This is a genomic window from Pantoea sp. WMus005 (assembly GCF_013415305.1).
GTDB lineage: Bacteria > Pseudomonadota > Gammaproteobacteria > Enterobacterales > Enterobacteriaceae > Pantoea > Pantoea rara.
The window spans coordinates 251,894-272,145 of record NZ_JACBXU010000001.1 but is presented as its reverse complement, the minus strand read 5'-3'; the positions used below and the strand labels follow the sequence as shown (position 1 = coordinate 272,145).

The 20,252-nt window shown below is 48.0% G+C and carries 19 protein-coding genes and 1 pseudogene; 4 read left to right on the top strand and 16 right to left on the bottom strand.

Going from position 1 to position 20,252, the window contains the following annotated elements:
- Positions 1–28: 28 nt before the first annotated feature.
- Positions 29–640 (bottom strand): hypothetical protein, encoded by a 612-nt coding sequence (locus tag HZZ01_RS01265; protein ID WP_179895172.1) that lies wholly within the window; start codon positions 638–640, stop codon positions 29–31.
- Between the two features lie 40 nt (positions 641–680).
- Positions 681–893, bottom strand: a complete 213-nt coding sequence (locus tag HZZ01_RS01260) for an AlpA family transcriptional regulator (protein WP_072123995.1) — start codon at positions 891–893, stop codon at positions 681–683.
- Between the two features lie 309 nt (positions 894–1,202).
- On the opposite strand from HZZ01_RS01260, the gene HZZ01_RS01255 reads away from it, so the two are divergent.
- Genes HZZ01_RS01255 through HZZ01_RS01240 form a run of 4 tightly spaced genes read left to right on the top strand, consistent with a single transcriptional unit; the run spans position 1,203 to position 4,376 of the window.
- The gene (locus HZZ01_RS01255; protein ID WP_179895171.1) at positions 1,203–2,354 is read left to right on the top strand and encodes a radical SAM protein; all 1,152 of its coding nucleotides are present in this window, start codon (positions 1,203–1,205) and stop codon (positions 2,352–2,354) included.
- Positions 2,344–2,988, top strand: a complete 645-nt coding sequence (locus HZZ01_RS01250) for a 3'-5' exonuclease (RefSeq protein ID WP_179895170.1) — start codon at positions 2,344–2,346, stop codon at positions 2,986–2,988. Before HZZ01_RS01255 ends, HZZ01_RS01250 begins: the two co-directional genes overlap by 11 nt.
- Entirely contained in the window at positions 2,988–3,563 is a 576-nt protein-coding gene (locus HZZ01_RS01245; RefSeq protein ID WP_179895169.1) for an AAA family ATPase, read from the top strand. Before HZZ01_RS01250 ends, HZZ01_RS01245 begins: the two co-directional genes overlap by 1 nt.
- On the top strand, positions 3,564–4,376 hold the full coding sequence (locus HZZ01_RS01240; RefSeq protein ID WP_179895168.1) for an aldo/keto reductase: 813 nt from the start codon (positions 3,564–3,566) through the stop codon (positions 4,374–4,376).
- Positions 4,377–4,490: 114 nt separating this feature from the next.
- Here the strand turns inward: HZZ01_RS01240 and HZZ01_RS01235 are convergent, their stop codons facing one another.
- From HZZ01_RS01235 to HZZ01_RS01175, 14 genes and pseudogenes are all read right to left on the bottom strand, one after another.
- A complete protein-coding gene (locus HZZ01_RS01235) occupies positions 4,491–5,300 on the bottom strand; it encodes a DUF6387 family protein (protein WP_179895167.1) in 810 nt (269 codons plus the stop codon).
- A 493-nt stretch (positions 5,301–5,793) separates the two neighbouring features.
- Entirely contained in the window at positions 5,794–7,179 is a 1,386-nt protein-coding gene (locus HZZ01_RS01230) for a VasL domain-containing protein (protein ID WP_179895166.1), read from the bottom strand.
- A gap of 125 nt (positions 7,180–7,304) precedes the next feature.
- Positions 7,305–7,622 (bottom strand): hypothetical protein, encoded by a 318-nt coding sequence (locus HZZ01_RS01225; protein WP_255434083.1) that lies wholly within the window; start codon positions 7,620–7,622, stop codon positions 7,305–7,307.
- Positions 7,623–7,762: 140 nt separating this feature from the next.
- Positions 7,763–8,218: a type VI secretion system baseplate subunit TssE gene (gene tssE / locus HZZ01_RS01220; protein ID WP_179895165.1), complete on the bottom strand. Its 456-nt coding sequence runs from the start codon at positions 8,216–8,218 to the stop codon at positions 7,763–7,765.
- Complete coding sequence (gene tssJ / locus HZZ01_RS01215) at positions 8,218–8,754, bottom strand: type VI secretion system lipoprotein TssJ (RefSeq protein ID WP_179895164.1); 537 nt, start codon at positions 8,752–8,754, stop codon at positions 8,218–8,220. The genes tssE and tssJ overlap by 1 nt, the downstream gene beginning before the upstream one ends.
- A complete protein-coding gene (gene tssG, locus HZZ01_RS01210; protein WP_179895163.1) occupies positions 8,732–9,817 on the bottom strand; it encodes a type VI secretion system baseplate subunit TssG in 1,086 nt (361 codons plus the stop codon). Before tssG ends, tssJ begins: the two co-directional genes overlap by 23 nt.
- On the bottom strand, positions 9,781–11,535 hold the full coding sequence (gene tssF, locus HZZ01_RS01205; protein ID WP_179895162.1) for a type VI secretion system baseplate subunit TssF: 1,755 nt from the start codon (positions 11,533–11,535) through the stop codon (positions 9,781–9,783). Before tssF ends, tssG begins: the two co-directional genes overlap by 37 nt.
- 500 nt (positions 11,536–12,035) lie before the next feature.
- Positions 12,036–12,473, bottom strand: a complete 438-nt coding sequence (locus HZZ01_RS01200; protein WP_179895161.1) for a DUF1240 domain-containing protein — start codon at positions 12,471–12,473, stop codon at positions 12,036–12,038.
- Between the two features lie 3 nt (positions 12,474–12,476).
- Positions 12,477–12,821: a hypothetical protein gene (locus tag HZZ01_RS21155; protein ID WP_314984659.1), complete on the bottom strand. Its 345-nt coding sequence runs from the start codon at positions 12,819–12,821 to the stop codon at positions 12,477–12,479.
- 281 nt (positions 12,822–13,102) lie between these two features.
- Positions 13,103–13,399, bottom strand: a pseudogene (locus HZZ01_RS21150) (PAAR domain-containing protein); the annotation flags it as partial.
- Between the two features lie 31 nt (positions 13,400–13,430).
- Entirely contained in the window at positions 13,431–15,026 is a 1,596-nt protein-coding gene (gene tssA, locus HZZ01_RS01190) for a type VI secretion system protein TssA (RefSeq protein WP_179895160.1), read from the bottom strand.
- Between the two features lie 4 nt (positions 15,027–15,030).
- Complete coding sequence (locus tag HZZ01_RS01185; protein WP_179897011.1) at positions 15,031–18,504, bottom strand: ImcF-related family protein; 3,474 nt, start codon at positions 18,502–18,504, stop codon at positions 15,031–15,033.
- 2 nt (positions 18,505–18,506) lie between these two features.
- Complete coding sequence (locus tag HZZ01_RS01180) at positions 18,507–19,715, bottom strand: hypothetical protein (protein WP_179895159.1); 1,209 nt, start codon at positions 19,713–19,715, stop codon at positions 18,507–18,509.
- 31 nt (positions 19,716–19,746) lie between these two features.
- Positions 19,747–20,154, bottom strand: a complete 408-nt coding sequence (locus HZZ01_RS01175; RefSeq protein WP_179895158.1) for a hypothetical protein — start codon at positions 20,152–20,154, stop codon at positions 19,747–19,749.
- Positions 20,155–20,252: the final 98 nt, after the last annotated feature.

Genomic DNA, 20,252 nt, shown 5'->3' with positions numbered 1-20,252 from the left:
TTAAAATCATGAGATTTAAAATAAATATTCATCTTGCCGTTTTCCCATGGTAAATATCTTCTACCTCATTCCAGTATTCCTCTTGGATAACTTTAGCTTTACTGCGGAGTTCATCTCCCATATGAACTACCAATGCTCCTCTTTCCAACATGTCACCCAGCAAAATTTTTGTTATATCTTCAACCGTTAGCTTGAGAAGATTTATGTCATCTGTCATGAATGAATCTTCATCTGGGAGAAGATCCGGCATTGTTTTCACATAATCGTCTAACATCCCTTTTTGCACACTTAAGCTACAGAGCAATACATGGTTTTCGCCCTTTTCTGTCTCTGTTACAGCAATATTAATTTCATTCTGGGTGATTTTCTTCGATAACTTTCTGAGTAGCCTATTACATTTGATCACTGACAGTATGGTTTCATAGATACAGTTTCGACTATCTTTATTTAACTCGGGTAAAACTTGGAATGGATTGTATTCGCTATCTTCGAGGTAATAGCTTAAACAGGCCACGGCTCTCTTACTCAATGTATTCACAGGTAATAACCTGATAGCTTCAGCATCGAAAATCTTATCGAAGGTTTTTTGACTCACAAGCCTTGAAAGGTTTCCAATTTTCAGGAATTCTTTAATTTCCACATTGTCCTCACTTTGTCGATGTTGTTCGTCTGGAGCCTCACTATGAAGCTGTTCTCGAATTGCTAATGGCGTCAGAAATCCACTGATCGATCTCCGCCTCAATAAAGGCCACAGCTCTCGAACCTAATTTGATAGGTTTAGGGAATCTATTTTCGGAAATCAATCGGTAAATCCATGCTTTCTTGTAACCTGTTTTATGTAGCACTTCAGGTAAGCGGATGAGTCGTGTAGCGCTTGGGGTTGTTGTATTCATAATTGTATCTCCTCGTCTGGTCGATGAGTTGATACTAAGTAGACGGGGACAGGCTTTGAAGGGATGTAGTGGACATTGTTTTCTAAAGGCATTCACGCAGCATATTTATCATGAATCTATTTTTTTTATAACATCTCTTGACTAAAGAGATTCATTGTGAAATTAGCGCAAAAGATATCAATTAAAAATTTATCCAACTCAACGGCTTTTAACCAACCGAAACAGGGCTTAGTCCTAATTTTTGTTGAATTTAAAAAAAAACTCATTAATATACATTAGAATAATTTAATAATAACATTTAGGAAAAAAATGAAGCAATTCATAGATATAGTCAGTATCGACCAACTTAAAGAAATCAATCAATCCTTGAAATCAATTGTAGAGTACAGGAAAAGCGGTTTGAGTTTGAACCATATTGTTGGTTGTCCACTTGACTGTAGCTATTGTGTTAGACACCTTTTTGGAAATTTTGAGCAAAGAGTTCCTAAAGCATTATGTAGTGATGAAATGGCTGTTAGATCTCTTATTAATCATATCTATTTCCAGAAAGATATCACGCCTATTCAGTTGTTTAATAGGGCGACTGATCCTATGCTACCTAAAGTAAAAAAGCATACTCATAATGTATTACATCTTTTAGATAATCTTGGTCTAAAGAACAATGTTATATTAATTACACGCTGGAAAGTAACAGAAGATGATTGCAAAAGATTCAATGAATTAAAAAACATCAAACTAACTATATTTATTACTTATTCAGGAATTGAAGATGAAAAAATAGAACCAGTAAATTCCAAAATTGCTTCAGATTCATTAATTATGTTATTTAAAAACTCAGTCAACTACAAAGTCATTCTTTACTGGAGACCTATTATTCCAGGTCTTAATGACACTGACGAAGATCTGTTAAAAATAAAAAATTTAACCATGCATGCACACGCGGTAGTTTTTAGCGGACTATTTTACAGGGATGAAATTTCTGATTATTATAAGAGGAACAATCTGCCTGAACTATATCAAAAAACAATGCGTAGAAAGATACTACCTGAGTATAGTGAAAAAAAGATTCTAAATTTTTTCCGTTCACATAACTCAGATTCTACTCCGTTTTTTAGAAAAACATCATGTGGAATATCATTTGTCCATAAAAAAGCTGATTATAATGGTCATTTTGGCATTAATGAAATTTGTGATATATGTCCCAAAATGCAAGTTCTTCGCTGCCAGCAAAAATGGCGTAAACCTGATAATGATACTATATTAAATATGTGTAAAGACCTTGGTGCTACTTCTCCCCCCATAATTACTGATAAAGCTATAATTGTTCAAGGTCTTGATGAACAGAAAAGGTATTTTTTACAACATACATTTGAATATCAAGTTCATGACATAGATAAACCCCATTTTTACAAACGTCATGGCAGAGCTGAGACAGGCTGGATCACTAGTGATGAAAAATGAGAAATTAAGTTTACCTCCAGAACCAATACTTTTTGTGGATACAGAGGGTAATGGCCATAGCCCTCCAGATTTAATTGAAATATCAATTCTAAAATCTAATTTAGAGGCTAAGAAAAAAGAAGATATATACAATTGGTTAATCAAACCACCTAACCCTATTAACAGAATAGTAACTAAGATACATGGTTTAAAAAATTCCGATGTAGAAAACTGCCCCGTTTGGGATGAAATAAAAGATGAAGTTCATAGTCATCTCAATGGAGCCTGGCTTATTGCGCATAATGCTAAAGTCGATTATAACATCATCAAAATGCATATCCCTGAGTGGGAACCTGCGGGTATCATTGATACTATGAAACTTGCTAAACATTTTTTGCCGGAAGCTACCAGCTATTCCCTTGAGAATCTAATAAACTTTACAAAATTACACTTTCATAAATCGAAATCTTTTTATAGAGATCAATCGAACTCTTTTCATAGAGCAAGCTATGATGCAAAAGCGACATCCAAATTATTTAGTTATTTACTATCAAAATCAGGTTTTCGAAATTGGAGTGAAGTTTGTGAAGTATGCCAAGTTAATATTTCAAAAAAAATTAAGCCTATACTTCCACAGCAAGGAGAACTTTGGTAATGCAAATAGTGATCGGTATAGCTGGCGCACATTCAACTGGTAAAAGCTCTTTTTGTAAAGCTTTAAGCGATACACTAACAACTATTGGTATAAGAGTTTCGTTGGTTCCATCATTTGGTAAAACAGCATATAATTTGGGAATGCCTTTATTAAAAAAACACGATTACAGTTCAACACTTTGGTTTATTAATAAAACCTCAGAGGAAAGGGAGAAAGCAATGGTTAATTCTGAGGTAATCATTGTTGACCGCCCTGAGTTTGATACACTTGCGTATTGGAACGCAGCAATGGACTTTAGAAAAGAATCTCACATTATCAAGGAAAAAGAAAATATTGAAAAAATCATTATCGAGCATTCACAATGTTATTCATATTTATTTGCAACCAAATTAGATTCGTTAATTCCGCTTGCGCCAGACCGTGACTGCGACCTTGATTTTCGTAAAAGTGTAGATTTTCATTTACATGATTTAAAAACAAGAATGCCTTTTATTTTTTCAACGCTCAAATCTAATCAGCATCAAGAAACAATTTTCAAATTACACAGCGAAATAACTCTAAAATTAGGAAAGTGAATGAATACCTCTTTTTTCGGAAATATAGCAGGTAAAAAAGTTTGTAGGTTAGGTTACGGTGCTATGAGAATTACAGGTCCTGGTATATGGGGTCCACCCTCAAATGAGAGAGAATTAATCAGCTTATTAAGATTAGCTTCAGAGTTAGGAATACACCATTTTGATACTGCTGATGCTTATGGACCTAATGTTTCAGAAGAAATAATTAAGAAAGCCTTTTATCCATATAACGAAAAATTATTGATAGCTACAAAAGGTGGTTTCACAAGAGGTGGGCCTGGAGAATGGCAGGCTAATGGAGATCCAAAATATCTTAGAAAGTGTCTTGAAGGCAGTCTGCTTAGATTAAAACTTGAAGCAATTGATTTATACTATTTGCATCGTATCGATGAGGAAATTCCACTTTATGTCCAGATAAATGAACTGTCTAATATGAAGAAAGAAGGTAAAATAAAGAACATTGGGCTTTCCAAGGTTACCTTACAACAGATTGAAGAGGCTAATAAAATAGAAAAAATTGCAGCCATCCAAAATAAATTCAACAGATTATATCAAACGGAATCACATGAGATAATTAAATGGTGTGAAACTAATAATATTGCTTTTGTACCTTATGCCCCTTTTGGTATTGGAAAGTGCTTAGAAGGAGCCAAGACTAATGATATTTTGTCAAAAAATAGTCAACTGGTTTCTGCTGAAATATCATGGCTACTGAACTACTCTCCAAATCTTTTCCCAATACCAAGTACAACAAATTTGATGCATCTTGAGCAAAATTTAAAATTCATTCAAAATGGTAGTCTTGATTTATGATTTTCATTGCAGCCTGTATTTATAATGACCAGTCTGTAACATTAGGCTTACTTAAATTAGATGCTAAGATTACTTAATAAAACTAAATTTTACAGCATGTTGCCACCAATAAAATCATATGCTTCTTAAATGTAATAAAGTAACATTTATAAGATGCAGGTTTTTGTTTATAAAACTCTCAATATTCTTACAGGTCTCACCTGACAATGCTTTTTCAGCTATTGGACGATCTGTGTCCTTTAGTTGCTCGTCTCCTCGAACTTCATCTGTGAGCTTAGGATAAAGCACTCTGGAAAGGAGAGTGTTTGAAAGAGTGACATCTTTTAACTTAGCCCACATAAGCAGATCCATCATTGGAAGGATACGGTAGTCAGCCAACTTTAGAATTTTTCCCAGCCCGAAAGCCTCTTGCTTCCTGCCTTTGATTCCATACTCTTTCCTCCACACAGGGAGTAGCGCACGAAGCGAGCCTATGATTTCGTCATCAGATGAGCTTTCGAGATCAAAAAAGGTATACACACGGCTTTCGTTTGTTCCCAGAAAAACGGCTCTCATACTTTGAGTAAGTGGCTTCTCACTGACCTCTTTCTTAAGTTGATCACCACCTTTGACAAACGATTCTTGCGAGAACATTTCAAGAGATCTTTTGAGGCTTTCAATATGACCAAAGGTGACTTGTCGTATGTGCGTTTGGCTTTCTGCCAGATGTGTTTTGAGGTCAATTGTTTTACTGAATAGAGGTTTACCTGCAAGGATCTGGTCAAAATAAATATCCCCTTCTCCAAAAAACTCAATTGAGGCCAGAATGTTCTTTCTGACCTGTAACTCCTTATGTAAACCTTTCAAAGTGCAAGACTCAACATCAACATAGTTGTCGTAGTCAAACCAAGCCTGTAGCTCTTTGTAGATCTGAACCGTATCCATACCGAGGCCTTACCTTTGTGTTTTTATAGCTCAATGTAGAAGTCAGCTCATCACCTTAAACCAGCTCTCCAATCAACAAGCTGTGAAACAGTAACAACGGCCGATAAAATTGAGTATAATTAAGACGCTTTTTTCAGTGCCTCACAACAGTTTTTAAGGTTATTTTTGAGTGTTGGTATCTATGATGGTATAAAATGTTTAACTTCAGTAAAAACCTTTTAAATCAGTAAATTAACTACTAGTTCGATTTCTGCAGGGGACGCCAGGCTCACACTATACTGAACCCGCCCAGTCAATTAAAATCCTTTACAATCAACAAGAATTTATTCACAACGGCTATATTCTTCGCCCTTTATCTGCTCAATAACTCACAAACATTTTAAAACACGCACTATCTTGTTCAGATAAATCAATGAACATCAGTCAATGAATTGTGAGCATTACCTGTCAGATCTGGATTACGGGCGGCAGACGTACCCCTCTAATATCTTTTTTATTTTAACGCATGCTGTTTTATTTCTGCATAGCGGGCAATCAGTTGCTTCAGATGCATCTCCAGTTGAACTGTGGCAGCAGCGGGTAAAGGTTCGCCTGATGGCTTTTGTGACAATATCCGTAATTGCTCTTCAGCAGGGATTGATTGATTAAAAGACTGCATAGCCGTAAAAACCACTGACTTCAGCTCACTGACCGTTATGTACTTACCTTTCTGCTCATCCAGTCCGTTCAGCCGGTCACTCAGCTTTTGTAACGTGGTCATTCCCAGATACCAGCCATTAAGCTGTTCTGCTGGTAATGCGGCTGCATTAAGCTGTTGCTGCCACTGTTGTAACAGGGACTTTGCCTGCTCCGGCCACAATGCCTGAACCTGTTCGATGAGTTTTCTGCCGTATGCAATATCCCAGTCAGGAGGCAATTTCTCCAGCCGGGCGAGCTGCTGCTGTGTCTGGGCGATAAGGTTCTGCGGTAACGGAGTATGCTGACGCAATATATTCAGCTGTTCAGGCGTAATAGGTGGAGGAAATGGCATCAGTGAGGCTGTAAGTTGGGTCTGTAGCGGGTCAGGCTGGTGAAAATGCTGCCAGCCCCACATTGCCGCAACGTTTCCCACCAACATGGTACACATGCCAGCAGCGAAGGATTTCCACTTTTTAACCGGAGCAGGCTTTGTCAACAGCACTTCCACATTTGGCTGCGGTTCCGGTTGCGCAACGTAAACCCACTTCACTGCACTCTCTGGCGTATCTTCATCCGGTTCACCAGCAAAGTCTCTCGTGGATGCTGTCGCATCATTCATCACGGTGGCAGGCAACACAATACCTGGCTGAATGGCCGACCCGGTACGGGTAATGCCATCGCTGTTTTCCAGCCGGACAGCACTGCTGTACATCAGGGTACGCAACGTATCGAGCTGGCTGAGATGTTTTAGCTCCAGGCGCTGCAATACCTCTCCCAGACCTGTAAGCAGTTGCTCCGCACGGTACAACTGGCTAAGGTCACTGTAATTCAGCGGGAGCGAACGCATCCGTTGATGCAGGCGCTGGCTCAGACTGCTGAGGATTTCCATGCGGGCATGGACTAGCTGAGGCCACAGCGCCCCCCACTGATGGCTTACCAGGGCCTCAAGTATCGTCAGCCCTTCATTGAGCCCGAATAAGCCGGCCAGCTGCGTACGCGCAAACGTATACCAGGCCGCCGTTTGCAGTTCCACACCGTTCTGCTCAAACAGTGAGAGGCAGAGTTTTTCGACATAATGCCAGTTCACATCCGGGCGAGCCGGATGTGTCAGCTTACTCAGCTCACCACGCAAGGCGGCATAATCCGGAAGCGCCCTGGGGTCGCCACCGGTTTTAATTTTTCGCGGGTTGATGTCATTCATGACCAGTCGTCCATTTGGCGTATAAGGAACTATTGAAGGTTATCGTTTAGCAGCTTCGCTTTCTGCATATTCAAGGAGACAGGTACTGTAATATCCGCAGCTATGGCAGAAGCGTTAGGATCAAACTAAAAATGTACTTTCATCAAAACACTGCCAGGGCGAGATAATGTACATGGGGGAGTAAAGATCCAGTTGTTCGTGGTACCTGACCGCATGAACAAACGTCCCAGTGACGTCACATTCCCTCCATCATGAAAGGTCACCTCCATGCATCCGGTCATGCCCTGGCCGTACAAAAATACCGGCACAAACTTTACGGCCCGGTTGTCGACACGCAGGACGATACCGGAAATATCAAAAGCCCCGCCCTCCACCAGCAGGTCCGTGACGGATGCCGTGAACGCCTCCACACTTAGTCCGGTATCCACCAGCCACATGTCCATCTGTTCCTGAAGCTGCGTTATTCGCAGGCGAAAGTCTGCAATATCGGCCTGAGTCTTGCTGGCAAACGAGACCGGGGCAGACTGTCTGGCCTGCAGTTTTTTGAGGAACTGTGATTTTACTGACAGGGTGTTATCTGGCCTTACAGACGGGTTGTTGTGTCAAGATACTGTTGTTGCTTAAGATGTCGCAGGAGAACACGCCCTTCCGGCATAAACTCGGTTCCATAGCGCACGAAGCCAATGCCCTTCAGCTCAGCATCAATGGCGTAGCGCAGTTCACCGGGAACGTTCTGCTCCAGCAGAACGACCGCTATTTTTTTTAGGCGGGGCTCATATTTCAGCAGCACCTCAGACAGGGTCCCCATCAGCTCATGGGCGGTACCCGGCATCCCCTGTAAAATTTTGGTCATATCCGGCAGGCCGTAATCAGGAAGATGCGCCAGCGTCCCGGCGCGGCAGTTGAGAATGCGCTGCATGTTGTCGAGCACTGAGAGGATGACCTGGTTTTGTTCATTGACCTGTTGCAGAGGAAGCCCGCCGGTAAAATGGCCGGTGAGCATTTCATACAGCGACGGCGTGTGATGTCCCTGGGGCATTAGTCATCCTTCAATGGTTGCAGCGTCAGATGGTTATTCCCGGCTTCCAGAATACGCGGCTTATCCGGATCCAGGTCGTCACGCTGGATAACCAGCTTCCAGGTGTTGTTGACCATATCCGGATGGCGGAACAGTCCTACTACGGCCACGAACTGCGCATCGGTTTCCATCGGCATATCCAGGTTCGCATCACCGCCCGGTTTCACCACCACATCGCGCGTCGCCAGCAGGTCGTCTTTCAGAATAGTGTCGCCATCTTTAAGGAGCTGCTGATAAACCGTTTTGTCGAAGGTTTTGCGGTCTTTGAGCTGGTAGACACGAACCATAACGGATTCGGATAACGCGTTGCTTTCACGGGCATCCGTGTTCAGGGCTTCGCGGGCCGTGAAGTCCAGGTGCAGCAACTTTATCTTCTTGTAGAAAATGGCTGTGTAGGCCGATTTGGTGCCATCAGAGATATCCTGCGTTACGCCACAGCCGGTCAGGCTGAGTGCCAGAAGGCAGCATGTGGATTTAATCAAACTTGTACGTAACACATCGGTTTCCTTGTTGTGGTGTGGCGGGCTCCAGCCCCATGTAATAACCCAGTTCTGTGGTAAAGGTTTGCGGAATATCGTCCGCCAGCTCCCCTTCTTCTGCGCCCAGCACGCCATTCATGCCGAGCCAGAACGGGCCTTCGCCCAGAGGCGGCGCGGCCAGCAGACGGATACTGGTGGTCAGGGTGATTTTTGCCTTAAAGCGCCAGCCCAGATAGACCCGCAGCATCACCAGAAAATCCTGGTACAGCAGACCGTCCGGTTTCCAGCCCTGCGACTCTTTTTCATCTTCTGTCGAGAGTGCAATCAGCAGCTGACTGTTGGCATCCATCGCTTCCTCACCGAGCAGCGTGTTGCCGTCCAGCAGAAAATCCTCATCGCCGTAAAAGCCCAGCGGCTGGATGATTTCTACTGGGCGCAGACAGTACGGACTGACCTGTACCCGGGTATGCGGCGCCAGCAAACTGACTAGTGCCTGCATCCCCTGCTGGGTTTTTCCGGGCTGCTGTAACACACCAAGCAGTGCCAGAAATCGCGAGACCGGAGTGGCGATATTTTTCGCCGTTCCGGGAATGCCGAGTCCTACCAGGCCCAGCAGCGACTGTGAAATACTGTCAGTCCCGCCGGGCTCGAAGCTTGCCGGGTAAGAGTATTTACGCCAGATGCGGTAAAACTGCGTCAGAATGCGGTGGCTGAAGATATCGAGAAAACTCTGCAGCGCCTCGTGCCCTTCCGTGCGCAGCGTGATGTCATCGAGATAGGCTGTCGGTAATGGTGAATCGACGCCGTACATGCCCATAAAAGTGGTGCGAACAACCGGCGATTTACGGTCGTCATCCTCGTCGTATTCGACGGCCTTCAGCTCACTGGCCGGAAAGCCCATTCCCGGATGCGGGGCAAAACGCACCGGGTCATCAGCCGGATGGCTGGTTGAACCCATCAGCGGTCTGCCTGGATTGCGTTTCTCCAGTAGCTGGCAGAAGCGGTAAAAGTTAATGCGGTGCAGGTCGGCTTCCAGCCGCGGGGTCAGCCGGGAATGCGGCGATTGTGCTTCTCTTCCCATTCCAGGCGCTCTCCGGCTGGTTGCAAGATGATAATCAGGCGATTAAACAGGTAGATATCGGTATAGAGGGCAAAGAAGCGGCTCAGCATTTCACCAAACAGACAGATGTCGCCGCGCCCGGCAAAGCCATGGCTGTCGAGCGTCACCTCAATCTGTACGCCACGGACCAGATAGCCCTGCTCAAAGCGCTCGGTTTCTCTGTGTTTAACCTCAATGATGGCTTCGAGGCGACGGCGGTTTATCTCGCTGTTAGTCCACTCATACAGCGCCAGCGTCCCACGCAGCACTTCCGCGTTATCCATCATCGAAAGAAAACTGCTGCCAAGATGGCTCAGCACACGCCAGTGAAAACGATCCTGGGCTGGCGGATAACAGGGCAGCGTTGGGGCACAGAGATTACGCACGGTAATACTGGCGGAGGTGGTTTTCATTACCGTATCGAGAACGGTGCTCTGCAGGGCGCGGCGCGGCAACTGCCCGTTGGTCCCGGTCAGCGCCAGCGACAGGCTTTCGTCTTCCGGCACGGTGTGATTATCAAACGCTTCGCCGCCGAGGATAAGCCAGGTGTTATGCAACCCTGAAGGACCGCGCCGTACGCGGGTGTGATAATAATATTCCGGTGCTTCATGGCGCATCATGCCGCCTCTGTGCCGGAAGCTTGAGAACGGCACGTAGGTATGCTGGCTCGATGGCACCACCGAATCCACCGCGTAGATCTCGGTATGACCATCCTGCACGCGCATCGGGCGCAGCATGTATTCCGTCTGCAGCGAGTTGAGCGTTAGCGGATCAGATTCAAGCGGGAACAGATTAATCACCGACACGCAGTTCAGCCGCAAATGTTTTTCCGTAAAGCTGAAGTCATGCTCCCAGCGTTCGGCCAGCACGACGTCGACTTCAAACCAGGGAAGCTCAGCCGGGAAAGCCACGGTATCCAGACTCCGCAGCCCGGTGAACATGAATTTCTCACGGAACGTGAAGTACTCCAGCAGCAGCTGGTAGCCGCTGAAAATGCTGTTTCCCGCCGGCCACAGCGCATCGTCGTCACCGAACCCAAGCGCAGTAAAGTGACCATCAAATGGTCTTCTGTCCACATCTCCGGGAAGACGCAACCACATCCGGGCCACGTTCATAGTAAAGGCTTCGTGCATGGCACAGGCTAGCGGTGCGTCAGCATTGAGATAGAGAGGAAGATAGCTGAGATCAATGCGGCTCCAGTCCGCCAGTTTGCTACAACTGAAACGCAGCGTCACGACGGAGCGGCCATCCGGATCGGTGGCCAGACTCGCCCGCGCAAGCGACAGCGGCTGGAGGCTTATTTCTTTTGTTGTGGTATAGCGGCAGCGCGTGCCCTTCTCACCAATGGGTCGGGAATGGACCTCGAAGCCTTTTGCTATCCGCATCGGCTCCTTCATTTCACGCCAGTCGGGAGAAAACTCGACCACGGATAGCGATGGGATGGTGCGCAGATAATGCGGCCACAGCAGGCTGACCAGCCCTTCGGTCAGTTCCGGCAGATCGTCGTCCAGCTTCTCGCGAAGACGCCCCATCAGGAACGCAAAGCCTTCGAACAGGCGTTCGACATACGGGTCACGGGCGCCCGCTTTATCAAGATTGAGCATCGCCGCCTGCTCGGGGTGAGCACGGGCAAATTCTTCACCTGCTTCAAGCAGGTAGCGCATTTCGGCGTCGTAATAACGCAGGGTTAAGTCGTCCATAGTAGTTTCTGTTTAGTTAATTACTGCATGATGAGCGATGAAGGGAATTCCAAAAATCGACAGGCGACTTCAAATAGAAAAGGTCGCTCATCAATATGGTTTACAGGAAAATCTTTCTTTTACATAACGAGTGGCTGTACCTGGCGTCCAACCCGATGGAATGCCATTGCAGCGTACATATCCTCTGCTAATCAGCTCTTTTGGATAGAGGATGGAGTACAACAAACCTGGTACAACGATAGTAATGCAACACCATTTTAAATAAACGACATAGTAATCAATCTTCCTGAAAGCAAACTCTTTGCCCTTGAAGAGGGCCAGAATAAAATAGACCAGTGGGAATATCATTACAAAAGGCAACGCAACCAAAGCAACGGTTAACCATGAAAAAAACAATCTCATCACCAACGCTGAAATATTCTTTAAATATACTTCCCTCAAGATAAAAACTCAGAGAGCACAACCCAGGAATGATAATGATAGCGAAAAATGCGCGGACTCTATCTTTCATGTTGCAAACCCGAACTGAAACATAATTTTTTATCTACTACATATTTACTTGCTGTTCCTGGTGTCCATCCAGAGGGTACTCCCGAGCAAAGAGTATAACCTTTGCTTTTTAGTGCTGATAAATAACCAAACGACATTGCACATGATAATGCAAAAGTAAACACACACATAAGCTTAAAAAGCGGCATAATTCCATTAATTTTTTTTAGTGCATATTTCTCCCCATGTCGAAGTGAGAGGAAAAACCAGTATAAGGGAAATGCAAACATTATCGGTATCGATATAAGACTTAATGATATCCACGAAAAAACAATCTCTTCAGGGAATTCCAGATAATCAGAGATTTCGCTCAACCAAAAGCAAAATGACACAATAGAAACAACCAACAATATAACAACTGAAAAAACAGTCTTGGCTTTTTTATTCATATATTAGTATGTCCTTTTGGTAATATCACCAATCGAACCTCTCAAATATCCTCTAATCTCTGATTCTATAATTTGCTTTCCTTTTATTAACATTTTCCCTGCAAGCATAGAACCTAAGTCCCAAAAACCATCTTCCATTTCTCTAGCTTTTTCAGCAAATTCTTGTTGAGCCGCATCAATGTACTCAACTACTTTGTCTGTCACACCAAATTTCTGGTCCAGCTTATTTAAACCCCAGGCAGCAAAAAATCCAACGCCAATGACGATTACAAGGTTAAATGCAATCAACGGGGTCACTACGACACTTCCAACGACAAATGTGACTACTGATACAATGCCGATTTTCACTACATCAGTAGCCAGAGATCCTATGAATTCCGCTAAAGACCTCTCATCGTTCAAAATGAAATCAATAGTCCTGTAAGCGGCTGCGACATAAGAAGAGTAAGCAGCATCACATCCTGATTAGTTTGCCTTAGCATAGCCCTCAAATTACCATCTGGTAAATCATGAGTATTCCGTAAAACTGGATAATCAGGTACAAAGCCAGTCGGCTTTTGCTTACCGGTCAGATAACCCGGCAATTCTGGCGAAGTTTGCACAGGTGCTGCAAAGCCTGCTGCTGATTCTGTTGTAGATGCTCCACTGCTCTCCTCATACGTATCATCCAGCATCGACGGAATAAATTTTGCTTTGCAGGGGCAGGTGCTGTAACTGTCGAGGGTGCCAGCCATACGCCGGTCATGAATGGTGTCGTTATCGATACCGCCGGCAATTTTAAAAAGCCCGGCATGCTTACCACAGGTCACACTGTCCCGCTCTCTGGCAACGGGTTTATCAAAAAGGGTGTGATCCTCTGCACCCGTCGTTATTCTCCCGCCACAGGTTGTTTTATCACCCTGTACCAGATAGTTACCTTCTGCCATGTGTGGCTCTCCTTGATAAATTCAGTCCTGATTATCCGCACAGTACCGCGCTGCTTGCCGGGTCAAGCGCGATAAGACCCGCCAGAAGCAGATCCATCTCGGGCTGGAAGCGCGATTTGTCGGTTTCACTGCGGGTGGCTTTCATGCGCAGCAGCCGGAGGCGGCGTGATTTGACTTCAAACAGCAGCTCTGGCGTCCACTGTGTCAGGGTGATGGACTGTGCAGTCCCATCGAGTTCACCCAGAAGATGAAGGGCCAGCTCATTCTTTCCCTTCTGCTCAGCCACGCGGGCCATCAGCAGGCGCAGCAGCCATTTATCACGGGCGTTGTCTGTTCCCGGCCGGGTCTGAAGCCACTGCAGTGTGGCATCAAGGCCTTCGCTGTCCGCTTTCTCCAGCGCTTCCGGCTCCAGGGCCAGAATATCGTTGTCCATGGCACTGATGGCGGTGACGGGCTCATCTTTCCAGCCCGGCATATCGTCCAGCACGCTTTCGCTTATCCAGTTCAGCGTGACCTCATCGGCAAACGGCATCCCGTCATTAAAGGCCAGGGTTTCCAGCCCGGTGAGGCGGCGAAGAAGCCCTTTCAGGTCGGCCACGATAATCTCTGCGAGGACGTTCTGCCCGGATTTCAGTAGCGCCTGATGGATATACCATTGCAGATCCAGCCAGAGATGGTTGGCGCCACGGGAAAAGGCACTGTCAGCCTGCTCCAGCATTTCCGACCAGCTTTTCTGCAGGTACAGGCGCTTGAGCATAGCCCGTTGATCTGCTCGCGGCGGTTCGATGCGCGTTTTCCCTTCCGCATCCGGAGCCGGGATCGCCCTCAGCGTGTCATGACGCAGGCTTTTCATCAGCCGGTGTGCGGCAAGCCAGCCATCAGGCTGTTCACGCAGGTAGCCCGTCAGCGTGCGGGCCTGTGCCAGCAGATCCTGTCCGGACGTGATGCGGGTCAGCACGGGAGCCGTGCTCCCCGTCATGTCAGGTACGAATGCTGGCGTGCTGCTGGCGTTCTGCGGTACCACCGCATCCACGCCGCCAGCTTTCATCAGACGGGATCCCAGTGCGCTGTAAAGCGCATTGAGCTCTGGCCGGGAGGCTTCCGGCTCTGACTCCAGGCATTCCCGGATAAGCAACAGCGCGCCGACAGTACGCTGTGCGTCATCACCCACGACTTCCGGATACAGCGACAGGCTGTCGAGCACGCGGGAGCCCGCCAGCCACTCCAGTGAGGCTTTACGGCTTCGGTCGCGCTGCGGATGCAACTGCGTGCCAAAGTGCTGCAGCATCCCGGCCAGCAACTCCAGTCCTTCGGCGAACCCGGCTTCGCTATCCTGATGCAGGCGCGCCCAGCAGTAATAGGTGGCAACACGAATGTCCAGGGCGGTGGTGGTGAGCAGCTTTTCCGCCAGCTGGCAAATCAGTGCAGTATCGATGCCGGAGAGTTTATTGACCTCTTCACGGATACGCTGGAAATCATCGTCGTATCCGGGATCTTCACCGGTCGGGTGACTGTCGCTGACGGGTGTTGTCCAGCGATGCCAGCTTTCCGTTCGCGCCTGTGCCTGTTGTTTCAGTTGGGTTTCATCAGCCTGACAGGCAGTCACAAGGTTCTGCAGTGTGCTCATTGTGTTATTCCACTCCGTCCATATCACTGTTTCCTGAACTCATCGGAGCCTGCGCCGTGGCGGCGCTGTCCACACTGAAAATCTGGTCCGGTAAGGTGAACCCCCGGAGGTCAAGCAGTGCCAGCGGGCCTTTGCCCAGTTGGGAACGCAGCACCCACTGCAGTGTGCGACCATCTGGAGCGGTGAAACTCATCATCCACTGGCTGCGATCAAGTTGCTGACGTTTACCCTGCTCCAGCCAGCGAATGAAACCCCATGTTCCGCTGTAATCCCCGAACAGCCGCGCACCTGCGCTGGTCGAAGTCCAGGTCAGCATCGTACCGGGTTTGTAAGTGTCTCCCGGCCAGCGGAAGGTCTGCCAGTCGGCCATCTGGTTGAAGTAGTGCAACTGCTGACCATCGATGGTCAGTTGGGTTTCCACCACCTGCGGTACCGCATGGGCCTGAAGTTCGAAGCTAATGCCCTGACTGCCGTCGGTGAACAGAATGTCTGACAGCTGGCTCAGCTGGTTGACCGCTTTCAGGAACGCCGGGTTAAACACCAGCCCCTGGCTGTTCACTTTATCTGGCACCCACTGGCTGCCCTCTTTGTGCAGCACACCACTGAGCTCCGTGGTCAGGAAGCGCTCAATACGTCCGCTGTCCTTACGCAAAAACTCCGCCAGCATCGGCAACGAGGCGTCACTTTTACTGGCGGCAAACGGATAGCGGCCATCAAAGGCCGTGTGCCAGTTGGCCACCACCGAACGACTCCACTTGTCATTGAGGCTCGCGGCTGACGGTTGCAGAACCGTTTCCCAGGCTTGGGTCAGCGGCTGCACAAATATCGTGCTGCCAAAGCCACTCCATTCTTCGCCAAGACTTGCCGAAATCAGGCTGCCGTACTGCTGGGTATCGGTCAGATCGATACTTTTACCCTGGAATACCGTCTGGGCCAGAGTCTGCATCATCTCCTGGGGGTCCGACGCGCTGGCGACCTGCTGCAGGCGCAGACGGACACGAGTGATGCGCGTCAGCCAGGTCTGCAGACTGAGCGAGGTGTCGGCCGACATCACGTTGCTGCCAGTGTTTTTCCCCATCAGGGTTAGTAGAGGACCAAAGGTTTCATCCATCGGCCCCTGTGGACCGGATGCAGTCTGGTCAATGGCTGGCTTCTCACTTCCGCCCACCAGGTCTTTGGCTGATTTGATAATGGAGTCAGACAGCCCTTCACTTTTCTGACCGGTCTGGCCCTGCCAGGCAATGGTGTTCATCAGCGCAATCAGCGGGGACTGGCGAACATCACTCATCAGCGTGAGCTGGTCGGTGACATCGGCGATATTGTTCGCCGAATTAAGTCGGAGGCTGTTGAGGAAGTTCAGCCAGCGGCAGGCAAAGTCGGTGAAATAACGCTGCGTCAGGCGCGCTTTCAGGGCTTCCGGCGACAGGTCAGCAGATAGTGCCTTATGACTGTCACTCAGCACCCAGTCGATTTCATCACGACGGGAAGTTGCTGCTTTCTCAATCGCCTGCTGAATGCCCCCTTCCCAGGCCTGACGCGTGAACATCCCCGGCACCACGTCTTCAGTGGTGAACAGGCGGCGGGCATCAGTGCCGCTGGTCATGTCTTCAAGTGTTACATCCGCAAAGTTGCGACGAACGGATTTGAGCATGTTTTCATACAGCGTGCTTTCGGCGTTACGGCGACCAATCTGCTGGAGCAGCACCTGACGACTCTGGCTGACCAGCTGCGCGTCCGGAGTGATTTTCCACTGCGGCTGCTTCGGCAGTTCGTAGAGATAGAAGGCCCACAAATCCGGTGACAGGCTCTGCCACAATCCGGTGGAAATGCCTGTTCGGGTAGGCTGCACGGACTTCATCGTTTCGGCATAGAACACGCCGTCAACCTTATCCGGACGTGACATCATCAGCCAGGCCTTGAGCTGGTCATACCCCGGTTTCGCCAGCTGCGCGCGCTGGTCACTATTGGGGGCCGAGTTTGCCAGCGCACTGAGCTTCTGCTGCAGGGCAAGGTTTGCCGGGTCACGAATAAGGCGGTTATTCGCCACGCCGTACCACGGCAGCATGGCATCGAGCAGTTGCTGATTATGGTCGAGGCCAAACCGCTGGTACCACGGCGAACCCTCGCTGATGTTATGCTTCAGGCGACCCGCATGGTTACGCAGGGTATGCAGTGCAGTCAGCTGGTCATCGGAAACGGAAGGGTGTTCCACCAGGGCGTAGGCCTGTTCGGCAACAGAAAAAATCTGCAACCGGTTTACCGCAAACGACAGCAGCGTTCCCGCACCCCAGACGCCGATGACAGCCATCAGCGACCAGGCCAGCGTCTGCTCCCAGGCCATCCCGACACGGCGACCGCGTACCCGGGTACAGTCGTCCACAATCCCCTGCCAGGTGACAGGTAACGTCAGGGCATGGCGCTGTGATACCGGAATAAATTTCTCTTCACCGGCCGTCACCGGTGTGGCTCCCTCCGGGTCTTCTGCAGGCTGGCTCTGTGGCAGGCTGAACATTAGGCCACGTAACGGGATGCGTTGCTGAGTGGCATACATCCAGGGAGCCAGTTGCTCTGCCCAGCGGCGGATACCGCCTGTTTTCAGAGACTGGCCAAGACGCAGCAGAAAGTCGTTTTGCCGGTGTTGAGCAATGTGACTCACCCCCTGTTCCCGTAACCCGGAGAGCATCGACTCCAGCTGATGGGTCACATCGTCAGTCCTGGCACGCAGCGGGAACGACGCCCCAACGGCCTGTTCGGTGCGGTTCGTTTGCGACCAGTCACTGTCGCACAGCTTCCATATCCAGACGGGAGCCGAATAGCGCAACAGCTCGCTGATTTTTTCAAACCCGCGCAGGTCGTTATCGCTGATTTGAGAGGTGAGATTCAGCGTCTGTGGTAGTACCCGGACAATACCGTCCAGAGGGCGGCCCCGACGCAGTTTGCGCAGGGCAGTATATTTTTCTTTGTCGTGTTCAGCGGTCAGACTGCCACCATAAATCAGCACCGTGCGGTTCCCCTCCAGCCACTGATTTTTCTGCAGGCCGGGGACCAGTTGCTCAATGGCTTCTTCGTTACCCGATATCAGTAACAGGCAGACCTTACGGTGCCAGAAAAGGCCGAAACGTGAATGCAAATGGCGTCTAAGGGTGTTACACATCGCTACGGCCGGATGAACAGCGACCTTCTCAGTTTCTTGTTTCTTTTTTTCATCATCGCCGTTTGTGCCATCCACCAGCTCATCAAATTCAGTCTTCCCGGCACTTCGAACTGCGAGCAAAAGCAAAAGTGAAGCAAACAGCGCACATCCCGTGATGCAGACTCCGGCAATCAGCCAGTAAGTCTGTTGCTCGCTGTCAGGCTGAAGGCCTGCCATATCAGGATGTTTCCAGACAATAAATGTCATGGCGGCCAGCAGGACCAGGAAGAGCAGGGCGACAGCACGGTAGCAGCCTTCCGTTGTTTTCGGTAATAGAGCTTTCAACCTCACGCGTCCATCTCCTGTCGGGAAGCAATCGGGGTAACGAGTGTGCTCCACAGCACATCCTGTGTGGTGTCGCCGCTGATGATCATCTGCGGTAATTGAGTTTGTCGGGCGATGTCTGTGGCTGCAGCAATAGCCAGCCAGGGAGCGGCTGCACCGGCATGTCCCATTGATACGTCAAGGTTTACTACAGCGTCGTCTTCAACGGACTGGGCGGGGTGTTTATTCTGGCTCCCGACCACTTCTGCGCGTTGCTCTTTCGTCAAGCCGGCAAGCCACAGGTGTTTGACGATATTTTCTTTGACCGGAACGTTATAGGCGGCCATTCGCATCCCCTCTTCCAGCCCTCCTGGTGGGGCGGGGTCCGGGCGATGCAACAAAGCAACAGGTTCGAGAGCCTCCTGTGTCAGGCGATTGCCGAGAAGAATGGCCACTGCCGCTTCAGCAGAGTTATTTGAAACCACTGGTGCAATCTGAAGTGACACAATCAGCAGCATTGCGGTCTCTTTAAAGCGATTGTTCATCCAGCTATCAATAACGCCAGGACCAGATCCATCGAGATACTCAACAGCGCAGGTTATGCCACTCTCCTGCCATTTTTGCTGCCAGATATCACGGACAGCATCGAGCGACACTGATGATGAAATATCAAGAACAACAACCAGTAAGGCATGTGCGGGGAACCGATCGACAGGCAGACCAGCAATGAGTTCTGAAAGCAGGCGTGATATGAGTAATTCCGGTGTATCTTCTGGTCCCACCAGAATGCGGCTCAACCGTTTACTTTTTTCTCCTTTCCAGTCAGCCTGGGAGGCGATGATGCTTCGATTGTTCAGCATCGCGGTAGCAACAACGTCCTTCTCAATCTCAGGATAAGCCGTTATATATGTAGTATTCAGCACTTGAAGCGCGCGCCTAGCCCTCCGGGTCTCGCGTAAAATCCATTGTTCCCTGCGGCTGTCGAAACCATTCGCTTTACTGTCCTGTAATGACCAGAACCACATGCGAATACCGAAACTGACAATCCACACAACGACTGGTGTGCCAATAGCAATTAACCAGAAGTAGCTGTTATCGATGTAGCGTCCAAATATACGCATGAGGATCACACTAATGACCAGCATTAACGCCAGAACAGCAAACCACCGGAATGTCTTTGGTGGGGCTGATCGAGGGTAACGTTCAGGAAGATGCTTAAGGGAATACGGCATTCAAACTCTCATATGTCAATATTTATAAAAATCAACTAAAATAGAAAGATCGTTTGGTTTTCTCGGGGTATCTATCAAAAAGCACCTTATCTTTTTTAAAATCTCTATTTTTAATTTCAACAAATGCCACATCACCATTCCGAACATAAATCACATGAACGCCTTCCTCTACATAGTTCCCTTTTACGCAAACATAATTAATCTCTTCATTAGGACGGCCTCTCTCAATGCCTGACTCAAAATATCTTCGGCATTTCATTTTTTTACCATCAAGTGAACAAAAGCCAAATTTCGCAAATGCAATCCCACTCTTTTTAAATGTATAAATAATGATTATATCTCCCTTGTAGAAGAAAAATTTATTTTCTAATCGGGATGTGTAAGCACAACCCAAATATAAATTACTTCTTTTGTCATTATCTATACCTGCTGGAGGCATACCATATCCAGCCCTGTCAATTTTTGAAACGTAAACTTCACCTATTTCTTTCTTTCTTGAGCAAGTTTTTTATTCACAAATTCAACTTTTGTTATCCC

What these genes read in the sequence shown, in the direction of transcription:
- HZZ01_RS01260 (WP_072123995.1), bottom strand. Translation starts at nt 893, where the DNA reads ATGAATACAACAACCCCAAGCGCTACACGACTCATCCGCTTACCTGAA.
- HZZ01_RS01255 (WP_179895171.1), top strand. Translation starts at nt 1,203, where the DNA reads ATGAAGCAATTCATAGATATAGTCAGTATCGACCAACTTAAAGAAATC.
- HZZ01_RS01250 (WP_179895170.1), top strand. Translation starts at nt 2,344, where the DNA reads ATGAAAAATGAGAAATTAAGTTTACCTCCAGAACCAATACTTTTTGTG.
- HZZ01_RS01245 (WP_179895169.1), top strand. Translation starts at nt 2,988, where the DNA reads ATGCAAATAGTGATCGGTATAGCTGGCGCACATTCAACTGGTAAAAGC.
- HZZ01_RS01240 (WP_179895168.1), top strand. Translation starts at nt 3,564, where the DNA reads ATGAATACCTCTTTTTTCGGAAATATAGCAGGTAAAAAAGTTTGTAGG.
- HZZ01_RS01235 (WP_179895167.1), bottom strand. Translation starts at nt 5,300, where the DNA reads ATGGATACGGTTCAGATCTACAAAGAGCTACAGGCTTGGTTTGACTAC.
- HZZ01_RS01230 (WP_179895166.1), bottom strand. Translation starts at nt 7,179, where the DNA reads ATGAATGACATCAACCCGCGAAAAATTAAAACCGGTGGCGACCCCAGG.
- HZZ01_RS01225 (WP_255434083.1), bottom strand. Translation starts at nt 7,622, where the DNA reads ATGGACATGTGGCTGGTGGATACCGGACTAAGTGTGGAGGCGTTCACG.
- tssE (WP_179895165.1), bottom strand. Translation starts at nt 8,218, where the DNA reads ATGCCCCAGGGACATCACACGCCGTCGCTGTATGAAATGCTCACCGGC.
- tssG (WP_179895163.1), bottom strand. Translation starts at nt 9,817, where the DNA reads ATGGGAAGAGAAGCACAATCGCCGCATTCCCGGCTGACCCCGCGGCTG.
- tssF (WP_179895162.1), bottom strand. Translation starts at nt 11,535, where the DNA reads ATGGACGACTTAACCCTGCGTTATTACGACGCCGAAATGCGCTACCTG.
- HZZ01_RS01200 (WP_179895161.1), bottom strand. Translation starts at nt 12,473, where the DNA reads ATGAATAAAAAAGCCAAGACTGTTTTTTCAGTTGTTATATTGTTGGTT.
- tssA (WP_179895160.1), bottom strand. Translation starts at nt 15,026, where the DNA reads ATGAGCACACTGCAGAACCTTGTGACTGCCTGTCAGGCTGATGAAACC.
- HZZ01_RS01180 (WP_179895159.1), bottom strand. Translation starts at nt 19,715, where the DNA reads ATGCCGTATTCCCTTAAGCATCTTCCTGAACGTTACCCTCGATCAGCC.
- HZZ01_RS01175 (WP_179895158.1), bottom strand. Translation starts at nt 20,154, where the DNA reads ATGCCTCCAGCAGGTATAGATAATGACAAAAGAAGTAATTTATATTTG.